Source organism: Planktothrix rubescens CCAP 1459/22 (assembly GCA_904830895.1).
GTDB lineage: Bacteria > Cyanobacteriota > Cyanobacteriia > Cyanobacteriales > Microcoleaceae > Planktothrix > Planktothrix agardhii.
This window is the reverse complement of record LR882958.1, coordinates 4,304,196-4,320,917: the sequence shown is the minus strand read 5'-3', so window position 1 is coordinate 4,320,917 and position 16,722 is coordinate 4,304,196. Positions and strand designations below refer to the sequence as shown.

Sequence of the window (16,722 nt, the reverse complement as noted above, 5' to 3'; positions counted from 1 at the left end):
TCCCCAATTTTGTAAAATATGCTGCTTTTTCAGGGGAATTTAGGGGGATCTAGTCTAGGATAAAAACACAGATCCATTACCCATTCCCCCTAACCTATTTCGCCCCTGCCGCCCGTGCAGCCGCAGCTTCATCGGGGTGAATATTCAGACGGGTAAGATTAATCCGACCTTTGCTGTCAATTTCCCGAACTTTGACAATCACTTCATCCCCGACGGAGACTTCATCCTCAACCCGAGGAACCCGATAATCTGCTAACTGGGAAATATGAATCATCCCTTCCTTACCAGGAAGTAATTCCACAAATGCCCCAATCGGGATAATCCGAGTAATTCGGCCCACATACACATCCCCGGTATTCAGTTTGCGAGTCATGCCTTGAATGATTTGATAGGCGCGAGCCGCATTTTCGCTATCGGTGGAAGCAATTGTCACCGTACCATCATCATCAATATCAATTTTGACTCCGGTTTCTTCGGTAATCCCCTTAATGGTTTTCCCTCCAGGCCCAATCACCAAACCAATCAAATCGGGATCGATTTTTAAGGTTAATAACCGAGGAGCGTAGGGAGACAAATCCGAACGAGGTTTGCCAATTACCTCCAACATTTTTTCTAGGATATGCAGTCGGGCTGGTTTAGCTTGATGAATGGCATCCGCCACCGTCTTCATCGGCAACCCGGTGATTTTCATATCCATTTGTAGGGCAGTGACTCCGGTATCTGTCCCCGCCACCTTGAAATCCATATCTCCTAAAAAGTCCTCGATTCCTTGGATATCAGTGAGAATCCGAACTTCTTCCCCTTCTTTAATTAATCCCATCGCCGCCCCACTCACGGGTTTAGAAATCGGCACCCCGGCATCCATCAACGCCAGAGTCGATCCACAGACCGAACCCATAGAAGTTGAACCGTTAGAAGATAAGACCTCTGAAACCACCCGAATCACATAGGGGAACTGATCCTTAGAAGGTAATACCGGAACTAAGGCCCGTTCCGCTAAAGCTCCATGACCAATTTCCCGACGTCCAGGCGATCGCATGGGTTTAGTTTCCCCAACCGAATAAGGGGGAAAATTGTAGTGGTGCATATAGCGTTTTTCTTCCTGGGGATGCAAGTCATCCAAATCCTGAGCATCTCCGGGCGTCCCTAAAGTGGCAATTGACAACACTTGAGTTAAACCGCGATTAAACAAACCGCTACCATGTACCCGTTTTGGTAAACAACTGACCTTACAAGATACCGGACGCACCTGATCCAAGCTACGACCATCCACCCGCACGCTATCTTCAACAATTTGCTGACGCATCAAGGTTTTGGTGATGTCCTTGAAAATCTGACTCACCAACTTAGAATCCTCAGCCACCGCCACCCGGAGTGGATCATCTGTGGCTAGAGCTTCAATCGGAGCAATCACCTCACTTGCCTTGATTTTATCTAGGTTGGCATCCCGGGCGGTTTTATCCAGATCATGTTGTTTGAGAACCTGTTTAACCGGGAGAGTGACGCGATCGCGGACAAACTGGATTAACCCTAGATTTCCCTCTGGTGGCTCCTGTGGTTTAATTTCAATTCCCAAGTCCCGCATTAATTCCTCTTGGGCCTTGATTAAATCACAAACCGCTTCATAACCAAAGTCGATCGCTTCGATAATATCCTGTTCCGGTAGTTGGTTCGCACCCGCTTCCACCATCACCACGCCATCAGGGGAACCCGCCACGACTAAATCCAAATCCCCATTTTTGACTTCCCGGTAAGTCGGATTGATAATAAAGTCATCTCCGACTAACCCAACTCGTACCGCAGCCATCGGGCCAAAAAAGGGAATTCTTGCCAAGATCACCGCTACAGAAGCACCCGTCACCGCTAAAACATCCGGGGGTACTTGTTCATCCATCGACAGGGTTGTGGCCACAACCTGAATATCATCCCGCAACCAATGGGGAATCAGAGGACGTAAGGGACGGTCAATCAAACGACTGGTTAAGGTAACGCGATCGGGTGGACGACCTTCCCGGCGTAAGAATCCCCCTGGAATTCTTCCCCCCGCGTACAGTCGCTCCTCATAGTCCACCAACAAGGGCAGAAAGTCCAATCCGGGTCTACCTTCGGCGCGAGTCGCAGTCACTAGAACTGATGTATCTCCAGACTCGATTAATACGGCTCCACCTGCCTGTGGCGCAAGTAAACCTATTTTGAGTCGAATATCCCTTCCATCAAAGGATATCGACTTAATGATCTCTTCCATGTATTTTATCTTCCTTCTTCTTCCACTATTCTCTCTCTGTCGCCATCGTAACACGGTGATGAGCACGGGTAGGGAGTAGTAAACCCTCGCAATCAACCCTTGGTCATGAACAGTTAACAGTTTTCTAGTCGCGATTTCACTAGCAACAGAGGGAATTTTAAAGTTGGACTGAGGTTTCTGATCTTCAATCTCATCCGACCTCACCGATTGAGGTTGATTTTGACTGATCTTTGTGTTTTAGAAACCTAAGTTCAATTTTTTATTATAGTTGCTGACCCTCTCGATCAAATAATTCCGTGTTCTAACCTTTCAAAAATACCCCCCCTTTGTCGAGCTAAAGCCACATTAGCCACCGCCTGGGCGATCGCACCTAACGCACACCGAACCCTTCTATTAATACAAAATCCCGACTCCGTTGTAACTGACATAACTGCGACTAAACTAACTTTAAATCGACTATTTTTCCCTTCTCCAATTCCCGTTTACATCGGTTTAAAACCCCCTAAATTTCGAGAAGAATAATAGGTTTACCAATAGGAAATTAACGCCGTTTTCAATAGGGTTTTACCAACATTAGTATCAGTTCCAGCAATTAATAAAGTCTTGTTCACAATTCTCTCCAGTAACCACTTAACAAATAAAATCAGAACTTACGCATCACCGCTATCAAATGTAGGGGTAATTCATGAATTACCCCTACATTTAGGGTTACATCCCCAAATTTGCGTAAGTCCTGAAAATATTACACAGTTATAATTTCCCCATAGAACCTGTTATATTAGAAGAATAAAATTTATTCTATAAACATCTACCGATAGTATAAGTAGCACTTCAGCAAGTTGCGATCGCTAATTTCCTAAGCCAGAATCCGAACATGAATCAAACAAATCCTCCATTCCCACAAACAGTAGATTTAACTAACTGTGATCGAGAACCAATTCACATCCCCGGATTGATTCAGAGTCACGGAATTCTTTTTGTTTTGCAAGAACCTCAGCTAGAAATATTACAAGTTAGCAATAATATTTTTCAGATTCTCGGTATTCACCCGCAAGAAATCTTAGGAAAGAAATTAAAGAAAATTCTCAAACCACGACTAATTGAGGAAATTCAGAAAAAATTAGCTGAAGAACTGGGAACAATTAATCCGCTCAAATTATCTATTAATACTCCAAAAGGAAAACTTTTCTTTGATGGTATTTTTCATCGTTCTAATGGATTGCTAATTATGGAATTAGAACCAGTTACCTCAAAAGAATTTAGTGATTTTTGGAGTCTATATCATTTAGTTCAAACACCGATTGCCAAAATTCAAAAAACCTTCACTTTGAATGAACTATGTCAAGTAATTGTCAAAGAAGTGCGGAAACTGACAGGATTTGACCGAGTGATGATCTATCAATTTGACGCAGAAGAATCGGGGATGGTCATCGCTGAAGATAAATTAGAAGAATTGGTTCCTTATCTGGGTTTACACTATCCAGCTTCAGACATTCCCCTGCAAGCAAGGGAATTATATAAGCTAAATTTACTTAGGTTAATTCCTGATATAAATTACCAACCCGTAGAACTAATTCCTGTTAATAATCCAGTTACAAACCAGCCCATTGATCTCAGTTTTAGTGTTTTAAGAAGTGTTTCTCCCATACATATTGAGTATCTCAAAACTATGGATATGGGCGTTGGAGCTACAATGACAATTTCGTTAATTCGGAATCAACAACTCTGGGGATTAATTGCTTGTCATCATCAGTCACCGAAATATATTCCCTACGAAATCCGTACTGCTTGCGAACTTTTAGGAAAAGTCATGGCTTTAAAACTGACTTATAAAGAAGACAATGAAACCTTAGATTATCGAATAAAATTAAACTCAATTCAGTCTAAGTTTGTCGAAGCGATTTCCCAAGAAGATAGTTTTTTAGACGGTTTACTCAAGGAGAAAACTAACTTATTAGACTTAGTAGGTGCTCAAGGAGCAGCCATTTTTACTGATGAAAATTTAACCCTGATTGGTCAAACTCCTGAATTAGCTGATATTCAAGAATTAATAAATTGGTTCACAAAAACAATTAAGCAAGATATTTTTTATACAGATTCTTTACCCAAACTATATCCAGTCGCTGAGAAATTTAAACAAGTTGGTAGTGGGGTGCTGGTGCTACCTATAGATAATATACAAAAGCATTATGTTTTGTGGTTTCGTCCTGAAGTTATTCAAACGGTAAACTGGGCAGGTAATCCGAATAAGCCCGTTGAAGTTGAACAGAATGGAAATCAGCGTCTAACCCCGCGTAAATCCTTTGATTTGTGGCAAGAAACAGTTAGATTTAAGTCCTTACCTTGGCAGCAATGTGAAATTGACATAGCTTTAGAACTCAGAAGTGCGATTGTCGGAATTGTGTTACGCAAAGCCGATGAACTTGCCAAAGTTAATCAACAATTAACCTTAGCTTTGTCAGCAGTAAAAATGGGAATTTGGGATTTTGATTTGCTGACGAATCAGATGATTTGGTCAAGCGATCATGAAAAAATATTTGGGTTGGAACCTGGAAGCTTTGATGGCACTTTTGAAACGTTTGAATCTTGTATTTATCCAGAAGACCGAGCAGCAATTCTTTTAGCCGTAGAGCAAGCACGCCTGGAAAGACAGGATTATCAGCATCAATTCCGAGTAGTTTGGCCTGATGGTAGTATCCATTGGATTGAGGCCAAGGGCAAATTTTTCTATGACAGCGATGGTAATCCGGTGCGGATGCTGGGGACTGTGGTAGAAATTAGCGATCGCAAAGCCAGAGAAGCCCAACTCCGCCTGTTAGAATCCGTTGTCATCTCCACTAATGATTCCATCGTAATTACCGAAATCGATCTGATTAGCCCTCGGATTATTTACGTCAATCCTGCTTTTACCCGCATGACGGGCTACACCCTAGAAGAAGTTTTAGGTAAAACCCCACGAATTTTACAAGGCGAAAAAACAGACAAGACAGTTTTAGCTCGACTTCACACAGCCCTGCAAAACTGGCAACCCCTGCAAGTTGACCTGATCAATTATCGTAAAGATGGCTCCCCTTTCTGGGTAGAACTCAGTATTGTACCCGTTGCCGATGAAAAAGGCTGCTATACCAATTGGGTAGCAGTGCAGCGAGATATTACAGAACGCAAACAAGCTGAAGCCAATTTACAGCAACTGAATCAGGAGTTAGAAATTCGAGTTCAACAACGAACTCACGCACTCTTAAGCTCTCAAACTGCCTTACAACAAAGTGAAGCCGAATTTCGCTCTTTAAGTGAGAACTCTCCCATCGGTATCTTCCGCATGGATGCCCAGGGACGCTGTACTTATACCAATCCCAGATGTCAGGCTATCTGTGGCTACACCTTTGACCAAGCCTTGGGAGAGGGTTGGTTAGAGTTCGTTCACCCAGAAGATCGAGAGGGGTTAATTGAGCAATGGTCACAAACCCTATCCTCGCAACGGGAATTCTCGGCGGAGGTTCGCTATCTCCATCAAGACAGAACCCTTCGTTTTGCTCAGATGAGAATATCTCCCCTATCTAAGACTATCAGCCAATTAATCGGTCACGTCGGAACAGTGGAGGATATCACTGAACGTCGAGCGATTGAAACAATGAAAAGTGAGTTTATCTCCATTGTCAGTCACGAACTGCGAACACCGATGACCTCAATTCGCGGCTCTCTAGGATTACTTGCTGCGGGGGTCTTCAAAAACCAACCGGAATCGGCTCAAAAGATGTTAGACATTGCTGTTCACGATACCGAACGCTTAGTGCGTTTAGTTAATGACATTCTCGATTTAGAGCGCCTAGATTCACAGAAAGTTAATTTAGTCAAGCAATGGTGTGATCTGGTAACACTAATGGAACAGTCTGTTGAAACCGTGCAATCTTTGGCCGAAGAAAGTCAGATATTGCTATTGGTTGAACCAACTTCTGTTCAAGTTTTTGTAGATCATGATCGGATTATTCAAACTCTAGTTAATCTAGTTAGTAATGCAATTAAATTTTCACCCCCGGAAACTACAGTTACCCTGAGTATCCAAGACCAGGCTGACCAGATTTTATTTGAAGTCAAAGACCAAGGACGGGGTATTCCGGCCGATCAGTTAGAAACTATCTTTGGACGATTTCAGCAGGTCGATGCCTCAGATTCCCGCCAAAAAGGAGGGACGGGTTTGGGTTTAGCCATCTCTAAAAGCATCGTCCAACAACACGGCGGCAAACTCTGGGTGGAAAGCATTGTCGGAGAGGGCAGTAGCTTCTATTTTACCTTGCCAAAACTTCTCGATTAGCCCCGCTATCAATGCTATTTTAGTTATATACCTTTAACTACAACTACTGCTGATGCCAGAAAAACGCATTCTGGTGATTGATGACGAAATTAATCTCTGTACCGTGATTCAGGCTTGTCTGGAACACTTAGGAGGTTGGGAAACACTAACCGCTTTATCCGCCAGAGAAGGACTTAATATCGCCCAAACTCAACAGCTAGATGCCATCTTATTAGATGTAATGATGCCCGACATGGACGGACTCACGCTGTTCGGTGTATTACAAACAGATTTAGCAACTCAAGCAATTCCTGTGATTTTGTTCACTGCTAAGGTACAGTCCACTGACTTAGACCAATTTGCGAAAATCGGTGTTGTTGGAGTGATTTCTAAACCCTTTGACCCTTTGACATTGGCGGAGCAAGTTGCTTCCACCCTGGGATGGTAGGTGATCCATCGGTTGAAACCGTTGCTACACAAACAAAACCCTTGATCAAAAGAGGTTAATAGTTAATAGTTAATAGTTAATAGTGATCCATCGGTTGAAACCGTGGCTACACAAACAAAACCCGCCTGCGCGGGTTTAAAACCCCTTGATCAAAGGAGGTTAATCGAAGAACGAACTCTTGATTAAAGAAGGTTAATAGTCCGCGTAGGCGGACTTCGTTTGTGTAGCCACGATTTCAATCGCTGGATATCTTATTGGATTTTATAACTGTTAATTTACCCCCCGCATTTCCTCAATTTGTTGTTTTACATTTATGCCGTAATGATTTCACTAGGCTGAATTCAGTTGAACCTGATGGCTTTTGTGGCTATAGCAGGGAGTGTAGCAAACATGATTACCATAATGGATATTAAGACTAAACGAATTTTATTTATTGATGACGAAACCCACGTCCGACAAATTGTGAAAGCTTGTCTGGAATCACTAGGGGGTTGGGATGTGTTATTGGCAGCTTCCGGTCAAGAAGGTTTATCTAAAGCAGTTTCTGAGCAACCTGATGCCATCCTACTCGATCTAATGATGCCAGAAATGGATGGTTTGGTTCTATTGAAAAAGCTACAAGCTAATTCCGTCACTCAGTCTATCCCAGTGGTATTTTTAACCGCCAGAAAGAGTTTGACTGAACCGCAAAAGTTTCAGGAGCTCGGAGTCAAGGGTGCGATCGCTAAACCTTTTAATTCTATGACTCTAGTTCCCCAAATCGCCAACGCTCTCGGCTGGAACACGGAAACCCAAAGTAATGGGTAATGGGGATCACGGATTTAAGAGGATTTCACGGATTTCACGGATTTAGTCCACTTAATCCACTTAGTCCTCTTCATCCCCTCTTAGAGAATTAAGGTGATTCAATAGGGTGTAATCCTTGTAATCCGTGTAATCCGTTTAATCCGTGATCAGTAATGGGTTTTGGGGTTGAAAGGTTTTACAGAAAACTCAAAAAAAAATTTCCCTCAAAGTTTCCTCAACTTTCTATCCTAATCTTTAAAGTATAGGAATTTCCTATAGCACCTATTTAGGATTGTTATAGTTCTTCATAAAAACAACCTATGCAAATTCCGATTCTCTATTTTAAGGAGTGAAAAGATCATAAAATGCTGATTCCTAATTGCCCTTGTTGCTCTGATACTTTAGTTAAGCACATTCGCTCCAGATAAATCTACTGTTATTGCTGATATTGTTATCAATAAATACCAAATTATGATATTATTCTAGGTAAATCATTAGAAACAGCCACCCACCTGAGTCATTACAGTAGCGTGATTAAAGTTAATAATGCTAAACAAAAAACTTTGGTTTTCAATCAATTGTAAACTTTGAGGCTCATTGAGGGAAAAAAAAGGAGTCAGTTCATGAAAATTCTGCTAGTAGAAGATGATCAGACGACAGCTAAGATCCTAGCACAAGAACTCACGACCTATCACTACACTGTTGAGACAGTGGCGGATGGTAGTATGGGTTTGGAACTGGTTCAAGCCATTCACTACGATCTACTTCTGTTGGATATTATTCTTCCTAATCTGGATGGAATTAGTCTTTGTCGCCAATTGCGATCGCTCGGCTTACAAATACCGATTTTACTATTAAGTGCAAAGGAAAACATTACCGACAGGGTTAGGGGTTTAGAGGCCGGAGCCGATGATTATCTGACCAAGCCCTACGAACTATCAGAATTAATTGCTCGGATTCAGGCCTTATTGCGACGGGGCAATTCTACCTTAAAAACGGTGTTGACCTGGGAAAATCTTCAACTACACCCAGATGCTTACCAAGTGACTTATCAAGGAAATCTTTTACACCTGACCCCGAAAGAGTACGGCATATTAGAGCTTTTCCTGCGAAATCCCCTGCGGATATTCAGCCGGAGTGCCATCCTAGATCACATCTGGCCCAGTGGCGAATTTCCTCAAGAAGATGCGGTTTCCACCCAAATCAAGGGTTTGCGCCAGAAGCTCAAAGCGGCCGGAATTAGTACAAATTTAATTGATACTGTCTACGGATTTGGCTATCGGCTGAAAGTACCAACCGAAAAAAATGATCCCTCTCTCCCCCCATTACCAAGGGGGGACCGGGGGGGGTATTCCCCAGGATTAGAAATATCTCATCCACCCATTACCAAGAGGGAGCCGGGGGGGTATTCCCCAGGATTAGAAATATCTCATCCACCCATTACCAAGAGGGAGCCGGGGGGTATTCCCCAGGATTAGAAATATCTGCCCCCCCCTCTGTCCCCCCCTTACCAAGAGGGGGAGGAATAGAAAAAGAATTAGATACAGAAAATCAGGAAGATTCCCCTTTTCCAAGGAAGTTTGGACAGGAGATGGAACCCATAGAGACATTACCACATCCAGTTCCCGTCCCGACCCCCGACAAGCAGCAAGCTCAAGCCGCATTGCAGGAAGTATTGCAACAGGTATGGGGCCAATTTAAACAAAGTTGGGAAGCACGGATGGCGCTATTCGAGCAAGCGATCGCCCAACTCACTACCGGAACTCTGGATCAGGAACTACAAGCCTCTGTTAAAGCAGAAACTCATCGCTTAATTGGCTCACTGGGTTCCTTGGGCGTACCGAAAGGTTCAGAGGTAGCGCGACAGATCGAACAGTTGCTCAAATTAGAGCCTTTGGGTAAATATCAGGCTCGGCAGCTTGAAGAATTGGTGATCCGTCTCAAGCAAGCTGTGGAAGATAAACCATCTACAACGGCGACAACTCCCAATTTCAAGATTGGGTCAGGTCGGTTGCTGGTTGTCGATGATGATGTCCTGTTGACTGAACAGATCAAACTCGAAGCGAACGCTTGGGGTTTTCATGTGGAAGTGGTAACAGACCTGACAACGGCAAAAAGATCAATTTCGTCTCATTTACCTGATATTATCGTTTTAGACCTCGCCTTTTCCCACAGCCAGGAAAACGGGCTGACCCTACTGGCGGAACTAGCACAACAAGCTCCCAGCATTCCCGTATTAGTCCTGACAGCAAAGAATGAATTAAGAGATCGGGTAGAAGTAGCGCGTTTGGGCGGAAATATCTTTTTAGAAAAACCGATTAGCCCGGAAGCAATTGTCAAAGCGGCGACTCAGGAACTCAACCGCACCCAGAAACCAGAAGCCAAAATTCTAATTGTAGATGACGATCTCTACATACTGGCAGCCTTATATAATCTGCTGACACCTTGGGGCTTTCAGGTCGAAACCTTGGCAGACCCCCAGCAATTTTGGCAAACCTTAGCCACCATTGTACCTGACCTGCTGATTTTAGATATAGAGATGCCTGGTTTTAGTGGCATTGAACTCTGTCAGGTTGTTCGCAGCGATCCGCGCTGGAGTGATTTGCCTGTGCTGTTTCTCTCCGGTCATAAAGATGCTGATATTGTACATCAGGTGTTTGCTGTCGGTGCAGATGATTACGTCCAGAAACCGATTGTTGGGCCAGAACTGATGGCTCGTATCCTAAACCGCCTAGAACGAATCCGAACTCTACACCGATTTGCCGACATTGATGAACTAACAGGGACTGCGACTCGGCGCAAATCCATCTTAGAACTAGAGAAATTAATACATCTGGCAGAGTGCCAAAATCAGCCTTTATGTTTTATGATTCTGGACTTAGACCACTTTAAGCACATCAACGATCAACACGGCCACGAAACAGGAGATAGAGTTCTTGAGCTTTTTGGAAGATACTTAAAGCAGTTTTTTCGACCTAAAGATATCGTAGCTCGTTGGGGTGGCGAGGAATTTGTTTTAGGTCTATATGGTATAACCCAAGAGCAGGGGGCAAAGCGACTGACTAACTTTCTGGAAACCTGGTGTCAGCAGGAGTTTACTGGTGCGAATTACGAGACATTTCGGGTTACTTTTAGCGCGGGAGTTGTTGAGTATTCTCGGAATTGTACTAAATTGCAGGAACTTTATGTAGCAGCCGATGCCGCCCTATACCAAGCTAAGGCAATGGGACGAAATCGAGTATTGATATCGGGTCAGGTAGGTTTAGATTCAGTTTCACTGAACGGGACTCGGTGCTAGGGTTCCTTCCTTGGCAGGTTCCGGGGTGGGACTTGGTTCTAAGGTTGGTTCCGGGGTAGGTTCGGGTGCGCGAATCGGAGTAGGTTCGGGTGTAGGTTGTGGAGTAGGTTCGGGTGTAGGTTCGGGCGTGGGTTGGGGTGTGGGCTGTGGTGTGGGCTGTGGTGTGGGTTGGGGTGTGGGTTGTGGTGTGGGTTGTGGTGTGGGTTGGGGTGCTGGTGCAAAAGTTGGCTGAGGTATCGGTTCAGGTTCAGGTGCAAAAGTTGGTTGAGGTATCGGTTCAGGTTCAGCAGAGGGAATGGGTTCAGGTGCGGGTTCCGGGGGAATAATCGGGGAAAGGGTATTAATTAAAGTCAGTTCTAACTTATAGTTGCTTTCGGGTAGTCCAGGGATAGCCTTGAGAATCACCGTATAATCCCCGCTTAAAGGGAGAGTTCCCTTCCATAAAGATACCGATGCGGCTTGATCAATTAGTTGTTGATCTGGGCCAACCAACGTTAATAACACTCCATCTCCACTGACAGACGCATAAAACTGTTGTCCCGCTTCCGCAGGAACCACATAATTAATAGTTTGATTCGCCTTGAGATTACCCTTAAACACCTGTAACTCATCAACAGCCAAATTTAGGCGTTCTGTGGAGGATGTTGGCACCCCTGCTGGAGTCGTTGTCGGAAGCGGGGATGGTAAATTCGGAGGCGGTGTCAAGTTTGGTAATGGTATTCCGGGTAAGGGAATAGACGGACTCGCGCTGGGCGGATTCACCTGGGAAGACTTATCATCAGGGGAACGATCATTGGCTTTAAGCAATCCTTTTACTAAAGCCCAGGAACCCCAAGCCGCTAAACAAGCGACCAAAACACCCACCACGATTATCGTTGCGGGTTTTTCCCAGATAGGTTGAGATCCCAAAACATCAGGGTCAGGAAGTTGGGGATTGTTGGGAACCACAGGACTATGATTATTCTGGGCTCGCTGTTTTACCTGTGGAGTTACTAACGGCCGTCCTACCGCCAGGGTGGGAAGTTGAGAAAAATCGGGGTTAGAAGTTTGGGGAGTCGGTACAGGAGTCGGACGCGGTTGATTTTGCTGTGTCGGGGGAAAATTCAACGGCTGATTTAGGGTTTGTAGGGCTTGTTCAACTTCTGGGGCCGATTGATAGCGATCGCTCGGTTGCCGACTTAACATTTTATCAATAATTTGAGCAAAATTAGAACTAACCTGAGTATAGGGTCGCCAATTCCAAGATAAAGTCGTTTGATCTAATAAATATTGGGGTTCTTGCCCGGTTAATAAAACAATTGCCGTCACCGCTAAAGCATATAAATCACTACTGGGAAACGCCTGTCCGGTTTGAATTTGTTCAAAAGGTGCATAACCTAATTTTCCCACCCGAGTCGCCGGAGGTAAGGTTAAATCAGGGGTATTAATTCGGGTAGCTAATTCAATCACCACCCCAAAATCAATTAATATCGGGAGTTGATCTTGATAACGTAAAATAATATTATCAGGAGAAATATCTCGATGAATAATTCCTAAATTATGAATATGAGCTAAAATCGGCAACATTTGCCTTAAAAACAGCACAATTTCTGCCTCTGTAAAGGTTTTGGGAAAACCCGAAGTGGTATTTTTTCGCTCCATTAATAGGGCGTGATAAGTTTTGCCCTCCACATAATCTTGAACTAAAAATAACCGTTGGTTTTCTTCAAAAACCGCTCCAAATTGTGGGATTTGAGCATGACGAATTTGGTAGAGAATTTGCGCTTCCCTGCGGAATAGTTCTTGGGACTTTTGTAGGGCGTAGGTTCCGGTTTGGACAGGAATAAATTCCTTCAGGGCGCAGCGCTCGTTAAACCTTCCTTGATCTTCAGCTAAATAGGTACGACCAAAACCCCCCTGACCTAAAATGCTAATCAAGCGGTAACGGTTTTGCAGAATTGTTCCAACGGGAATAGCAGTTTGAGTCATGCGTAAATGGAGATGAGTATTGGGGAAAACCACTAATAAAAAATTAATTCCTTATATTATAAGGCTTAGGCACAATCCTCAAGGTTAACACTGATAACAGACTACCGATTATGGATTACCGATTACCGATAAATTCATGATAAAATTGTGACAAATGAACTGTGAATGAACTGTGAGGGTTAGCTGTGATCCGTTCTGCTATATTGCCCCTTCCTTATTCTGAGCCATTGGTTGCTGATCATGGTCGGTTACGACTATTTTCGGGGTCGGCAAATATTCCTCTTTCCCTAGAGGTAAGCCGTTATTTAGGAATTGACTTAGGGCCAATGGTTCGTAAGCGATTCGCTGATGGAGAAATTTACATCCAGATTCAAGAGTCCATTCGAGGCTGTGATGTTTATTTGATTCAACCCTGCTGTTATCCGGTCAATGACAACCTAATGGAGTTATTGATCATGATTGACGCCTGTAAACGGGCTTCTGCCCGTCAAATTACAGCCGTTATCCCTTATTACGGATATGCTAGAGCCGATCGCAAAACCGCAGGTCGTGAGTCAATCACCGCAAAATTAGTGGCCAACTTGATTACTGAAGCGGGTGCTAGTCGGATTCTGGCCATGGATTTACACTCAGCCCAGATTCAAGGGTATTTCGACATTCCGGTTGATCATGTCTATGGTTCTCCGGTAATTTTGGATTACCTGATCAGCAAACAGTTACCCGATCTCGTGGTTGTTTCCCCTGATGTCGGTGGAGTCGCCAGGGCTAGAGCTTTTGCTAAAAAACTCAATGACGCACCCCTAGCGATTATTGATAAACGCCGTCAAGCCCATAATGTCGCCGAAGTTCTGAATGTAATTGGTGATGTTAAGGGTAAAACCGCCGTTTTAGTCGATGACATGATTGACACGGCTGGAACGATTTGTGAAGGCGCTCGTTTACTCCGTCGAGAAGGAGCGCGTCAAGTCTACGCCTGCGCCACCCATGCGGTCTTCTCTCCCCCTGCCATCGAACGTCTATCGAGTGGGTTACTTGAGGAAGTCATTGTGACTAATACAATTCCGATCGTACCTGAGAAACAGTTTGAACAGTTAAAAGTTTTATCTGTTGCTAATTTGGTCGGTGAAACGATTTGGCGGATACATGAAGATAGCTCTGTGAGCAGTATGTTCCGTTAATTAAGTATCCGCATGATCAGTAATCAGTGATCAGTAATCAGTGATCAGTTATGCTCGGTGAAATCCATGATCAAATTCCCTAATCCTTTCCATCCTTTTTTGTTAACAGGTTGTTTCGGTATGGGGATTATTTTTTTATCCCTGTCCTCCGTTCAAGCTCAAGATCCAATTGATATTCCAGTACCCGTAATTCAGGGAACTCCCGCCCAAACCTATACCCCTGGGGCTTGGCAACCCGTAGCCAGAATTAATCCTAATCAACCGATAACTGTTACTATTACGAATTAAACCGGATATAATTTAGAAACGGGATTAACTACCGGAAAAACGAATACTCAAATTGCTCCAGGGGGCCAATTTACAATTAATAATGTTCCGGTTAATTCTGATATTGTCATTAATTCTATCGCTAGAGCCGCCGTTCTGGATTATAGAATTGATGTGCAAAATAATCAGGTTAATGTCACCGTAAAAACGGCGGCTGGTGTTGCCGGAGATAATGCAATTAATATTCAAAATACCGGGGCAATTTATATTTATTAATTGTTGGTTTTAGACCGGAATTTTTTTCGTAGTGAGGCGTTCACGCCTCTATGGAATTATTGAAATTTTTTAGGAGATAAAAATGCGAATTTTAATCATGGGTGGAACCCGATTTATCGGGGTTTATTTAACTAAAATATTAGTTGAACAAGGGCATGAAGTTGTTCTATTTAATCGTGGTAAAAAACCTGCACCCGTTGAAGGAATTAAACAAATTCATGGCGATCGCACCGATGCCAACCAAATTCAAGAAAAACTTGCTAACGAACAATTTGATGCCATTTTTGATAATAATGGACGAGAACTAAATGATACAAAACCCCTCGCAGATTTATTTAAAGATCGGGTACAACATTTTATTTATATGAGTTCGGCGGGAGTGTATTTAAAATCCGATCAAATGCCCCATATTGAAGGGGATGCAACTGACCCGAAAAGTCGTCATTTAGGTAAATACGAAACCGAGAGTTATTTGCAAGCCCAAAATTTACCCTGGACATCAATTCGCCCTACCTATATTTATGGGCCATTAAATTATAATCCCTTAGAATCGTGGTTTTTTGATCGGATTGTGGCGGGTCGTCCAATTCCGATTCCGGGGAATGGATTTCACCTTACCCAGTTAGGTCATGTCAAGGATTTAGCCACCGCAATGGCCGCGGTTTTAGGGAATCAAAACGCTATTGGTCAGGTATATAATATCTCAGGAGAACGTTATGTTACCTTCGATGGTTTAGCTAAGGCCTGTGCTATGGCTGCGGGGAAATCATTGGATACAATTCAACTGATTCATTACGATCCTAAACAGTTTGATTTTGGCAAACGTAAAGCATTTCCGATGCGAGTTCAACACTTTTTTGCTGATGTGCATAAAGCTATCCAAGATTTAAACTGGAAACCCGAATTTGATTTAATTTCCGGTTTAAAAGATGCCTTTGAAAATGATTATTTAGCCCGAGGTTTAGATCAAACAGAAGTTGATTTTTCAACGGATGATGAAATTATCGCTAATCGTTAAAACAAGACAGGGTAAAAGAAGCTATCGAGGGAACTCTTTGTACCGTCGCGGTAATGCTTTAGGGAACTTAAAGCATTACCAAGAGGCTATTTCTTCATATCAAAAAGCCTTACAATATCGTCCAGATTATCCAGCAGCAAAGGAAGCGAAAGAAAAGGTAGAAAAAGAAATTCAAGCATTGAATAGTCAAATAAATCCTACGAGTCAGACGGATGATGCTTCTTCTCAATAGGATTTTAGAGTTTAATTAATCCGATTGCCAATTGACTCGCTCGGCGTGACCCCAGAATGCCTCTAATTTATAGAAATCCCGTCCTTCAGGTAACAAAATATGGACAATCACATCACCATAATCCATTAAAACCCAGTTGCCCTCGCCTTGGCCTTCGACTCTCAGGGGAAGTCGTTCTAATTCTATTTCTACTTGGTCTGAAATCGCTTGAGAAATTCCCCGGAGTTGAGCTTGGGAAAAACCGGTTACAATTACAAAATAATCCGCTAAATAAGAGACTTCTGACACACACAGAACCAGAATATTATCTGCTTTCCGGTCATCTGCGGCTCGGGCTGCGACTAGGGCAGTTTCCCGACTGGTATGCTCATCAACATTAGCGCCAGATATCATTTGCTTAGAAGCATATTGGGTTTGGGTATGATCAACCATTCAGTTTTTTTTCCTCATAAATCAAGGGTAACAATCAAATCAAGATATAGCAATCCTAAATAGGTTCTAATATTGGCTCCTTGCTGTGCCTGGGTTTCAGGCCCATTTATTCCTATAACTCAAATAGGATTGCTATATAGTGATTATTGTAATCATTATTTTCGATTTTGGAAGATTCAGTTTTAGGAAAAAACCCAATAGGAGTCGGTTGACACTCTCAGGTCTAAAGACACGCTCGTTTTCAATCTCTCAAATATCTTTATACGGTGACTAATTGGGCAGT

13 protein-coding genes are annotated in these 16,722 nt (G+C 43.2%); 9 read left to right on the top strand and 4 right to left on the bottom strand.

Features of this window, described 5'->3' with window-relative positions; translation table 11 throughout:
- Nucleotides 1-94: 94 nt before the first annotated feature.
- Complete coding sequence (locus NMG86_RS19755; protein WP_026785480.1) at nt 95-2,245, bottom strand: polyribonucleotide nucleotidyltransferase; 2,151 nt, start codon at nt 2,243-2,245, stop codon at nt 95-97.
- A 284-nt stretch (nt 2,246-2,529) separates the two neighbouring features.
- Nucleotides 2,530-2,673: a hypothetical protein gene (locus tag NMG86_RS19750; RefSeq protein WP_158295758.1), complete on the bottom strand. Its 144-nt coding sequence runs from the start codon at nt 2,671-2,673 to the stop codon at nt 2,530-2,532.
- Nucleotides 2,674-3,119: 446 nt separating this feature from the next.
- Between NMG86_RS19750 and NMG86_RS19745 the strand changes: the two genes are divergently transcribed.
- The 5 genes from NMG86_RS19745 (at nt 3,120) to NMG86_RS19725 (ending at nt 11,068) form a co-directional block, all read left to right on the top strand.
- Nucleotides 3,120-6,557 carry a PAS domain S-box protein gene (locus NMG86_RS19745; RefSeq protein ID WP_026796330.1) on the top strand — a complete coding sequence of 1,146 codons (3,438 nt, stop codon included), beginning with the start codon at nt 3,120-3,122 and terminating at the stop codon, nt 6,555-6,557.
- A gap of 52 nt (nt 6,558-6,609) precedes the next feature.
- Nucleotides 6,610-6,984: a response regulator gene (locus NMG86_RS19740; protein WP_026785481.1), complete on the top strand. Its 375-nt coding sequence runs from the start codon at nt 6,610-6,612 to the stop codon at nt 6,982-6,984.
- Between the two features lie 390 nt (nt 6,985-7,374).
- Nucleotides 7,375-7,791, top strand: coding sequence for a response regulator (locus NMG86_RS19735; RefSeq protein WP_237157128.1), 417 nt, complete (start codon nt 7,375-7,377; stop codon nt 7,789-7,791).
- A 602-nt stretch (nt 7,792-8,393) separates the two neighbouring features.
- A complete protein-coding gene (locus tag NMG86_RS19730) occupies nt 8,394-9,248 on the top strand; it encodes a response regulator transcription factor (RefSeq protein ID WP_499103717.1) in 855 nt (284 codons plus the stop codon).
- 113 nt (nt 9,249-9,361) lie between these two features.
- Entirely contained in the window at nt 9,362-11,068 is a 1,707-nt protein-coding gene (locus tag NMG86_RS19725) for a response regulator (protein ID WP_026785483.1), read from the top strand.
- Here the strand turns inward: NMG86_RS19725 and NMG86_RS19720 are convergent.
- Nucleotides 11,045-13,036, bottom strand: a complete 1,992-nt coding sequence (locus NMG86_RS19720) for a serine/threonine-protein kinase (protein WP_043936754.1) — start codon at nt 13,034-13,036, stop codon at nt 11,045-11,047. The two genes, NMG86_RS19725 and NMG86_RS19720, sit on opposite strands and share 24 nt — an antisense overlap.
- A 185-nt stretch (nt 13,037-13,221) precedes the next feature.
- On the opposite strand from NMG86_RS19720, the gene NMG86_RS19715 reads away from it, so the two are divergent.
- From NMG86_RS19715 to NMG86_RS19700, 4 genes are all read left to right on the top strand, one after another.
- The gene (locus NMG86_RS19715; RefSeq protein ID WP_026785484.1) at nt 13,222-14,214 is read left to right on the top strand and encodes a ribose-phosphate pyrophosphokinase; all 993 of its coding nucleotides are present in this window, start codon (nt 13,222-13,224) and stop codon (nt 14,212-14,214) included.
- A 66-nt stretch (nt 14,215-14,280) separates the two neighbouring features.
- Nucleotides 14,281-14,502 carry a hypothetical protein gene (locus NMG86_RS19710; RefSeq protein WP_026796329.1) on the top strand — a complete coding sequence of 74 codons (222 nt, stop codon included), beginning with the start codon at nt 14,281-14,283 and terminating at the stop codon, nt 14,500-14,502.
- Nucleotides 14,503-14,839: 337 nt separating this feature from the next.
- Entirely contained in the window at nt 14,840-15,775 is a 936-nt protein-coding gene (locus NMG86_RS19705; RefSeq protein WP_026796328.1) for an NAD-dependent epimerase/dehydratase family protein, read from the top strand.
- Complete coding sequence (locus tag NMG86_RS19700; RefSeq protein WP_081692402.1) at nt 15,750-16,007, top strand: tetratricopeptide repeat protein; 258 nt, start codon at nt 15,750-15,752, stop codon at nt 16,005-16,007. The genes NMG86_RS19705 and NMG86_RS19700 overlap by 26 nt, the downstream gene beginning before the upstream one ends.
- A gap of 15 nt (nt 16,008-16,022) precedes the next feature.
- Here the strand turns inward: NMG86_RS19700 and rsfS are convergent, their stop codons facing one another.
- Complete coding sequence (gene rsfS, locus NMG86_RS19695; RefSeq protein ID WP_026785487.1) at nt 16,023-16,439, bottom strand: ribosome silencing factor; 417 nt, start codon at nt 16,437-16,439, stop codon at nt 16,023-16,025.
- Nucleotides 16,440-16,722: the final 283 nt, after the last annotated feature.

Coding starts and splice junctions, on each gene's coding strand:
- NMG86_RS19755 (WP_026785480.1), bottom strand. CDS start 2,245: ATGGAAGAGATCATTAAGTCGATATCCTTTGATGGAAGGGATATTCGA.
- NMG86_RS19750 (WP_158295758.1), bottom strand. CDS start 2,673: ATGTCAGTTACAACGGAGTCGGGATTTTGTATTAATAGAAGGGTTCGG.
- NMG86_RS19745 (WP_026796330.1), top strand. CDS start 3,120: ATGAATCAAACAAATCCTCCATTCCCACAAACAGTAGATTTAACTAAC.
- NMG86_RS19740 (WP_026785481.1), top strand. CDS start 6,610: ATGCCAGAAAAACGCATTCTGGTGATTGATGACGAAATTAATCTCTGT.
- NMG86_RS19735 (WP_237157128.1), top strand. CDS start 7,375: ATGATTACCATAATGGATATTAAGACTAAACGAATTTTATTTATTGAT.
- NMG86_RS19730 (WP_499103717.1), top strand. CDS start 8,394: ATGAAAATTCTGCTAGTAGAAGATGATCAGACGACAGCTAAGATCCTA.
- NMG86_RS19725 (WP_026785483.1), top strand. CDS start 9,362: ATGGAACCCATAGAGACATTACCACATCCAGTTCCCGTCCCGACCCCC.
- NMG86_RS19720 (WP_043936754.1), bottom strand. CDS start 13,036: ATGACTCAAACTGCTATTCCCGTTGGAACAATTCTGCAAAACCGTTAC.
- NMG86_RS19710 (WP_026796329.1), top strand. CDS start 14,281: ATGATCAAATTCCCTAATCCTTTCCATCCTTTTTTGTTAACAGGTTGT.
- NMG86_RS19705 (WP_026796328.1), top strand. CDS start 14,840: ATGCGAATTTTAATCATGGGTGGAACCCGATTTATCGGGGTTTATTTA.
- NMG86_RS19700 (WP_081692402.1), top strand. CDS start 15,750: ATGATGAAATTATCGCTAATCGTTAAAACAAGACAGGGTAAAAGAAGC.
- rsfS (WP_026785487.1), bottom strand. CDS start 16,439: ATGGTTGATCATACCCAAACCCAATATGCTTCTAAGCAAATGATATCT.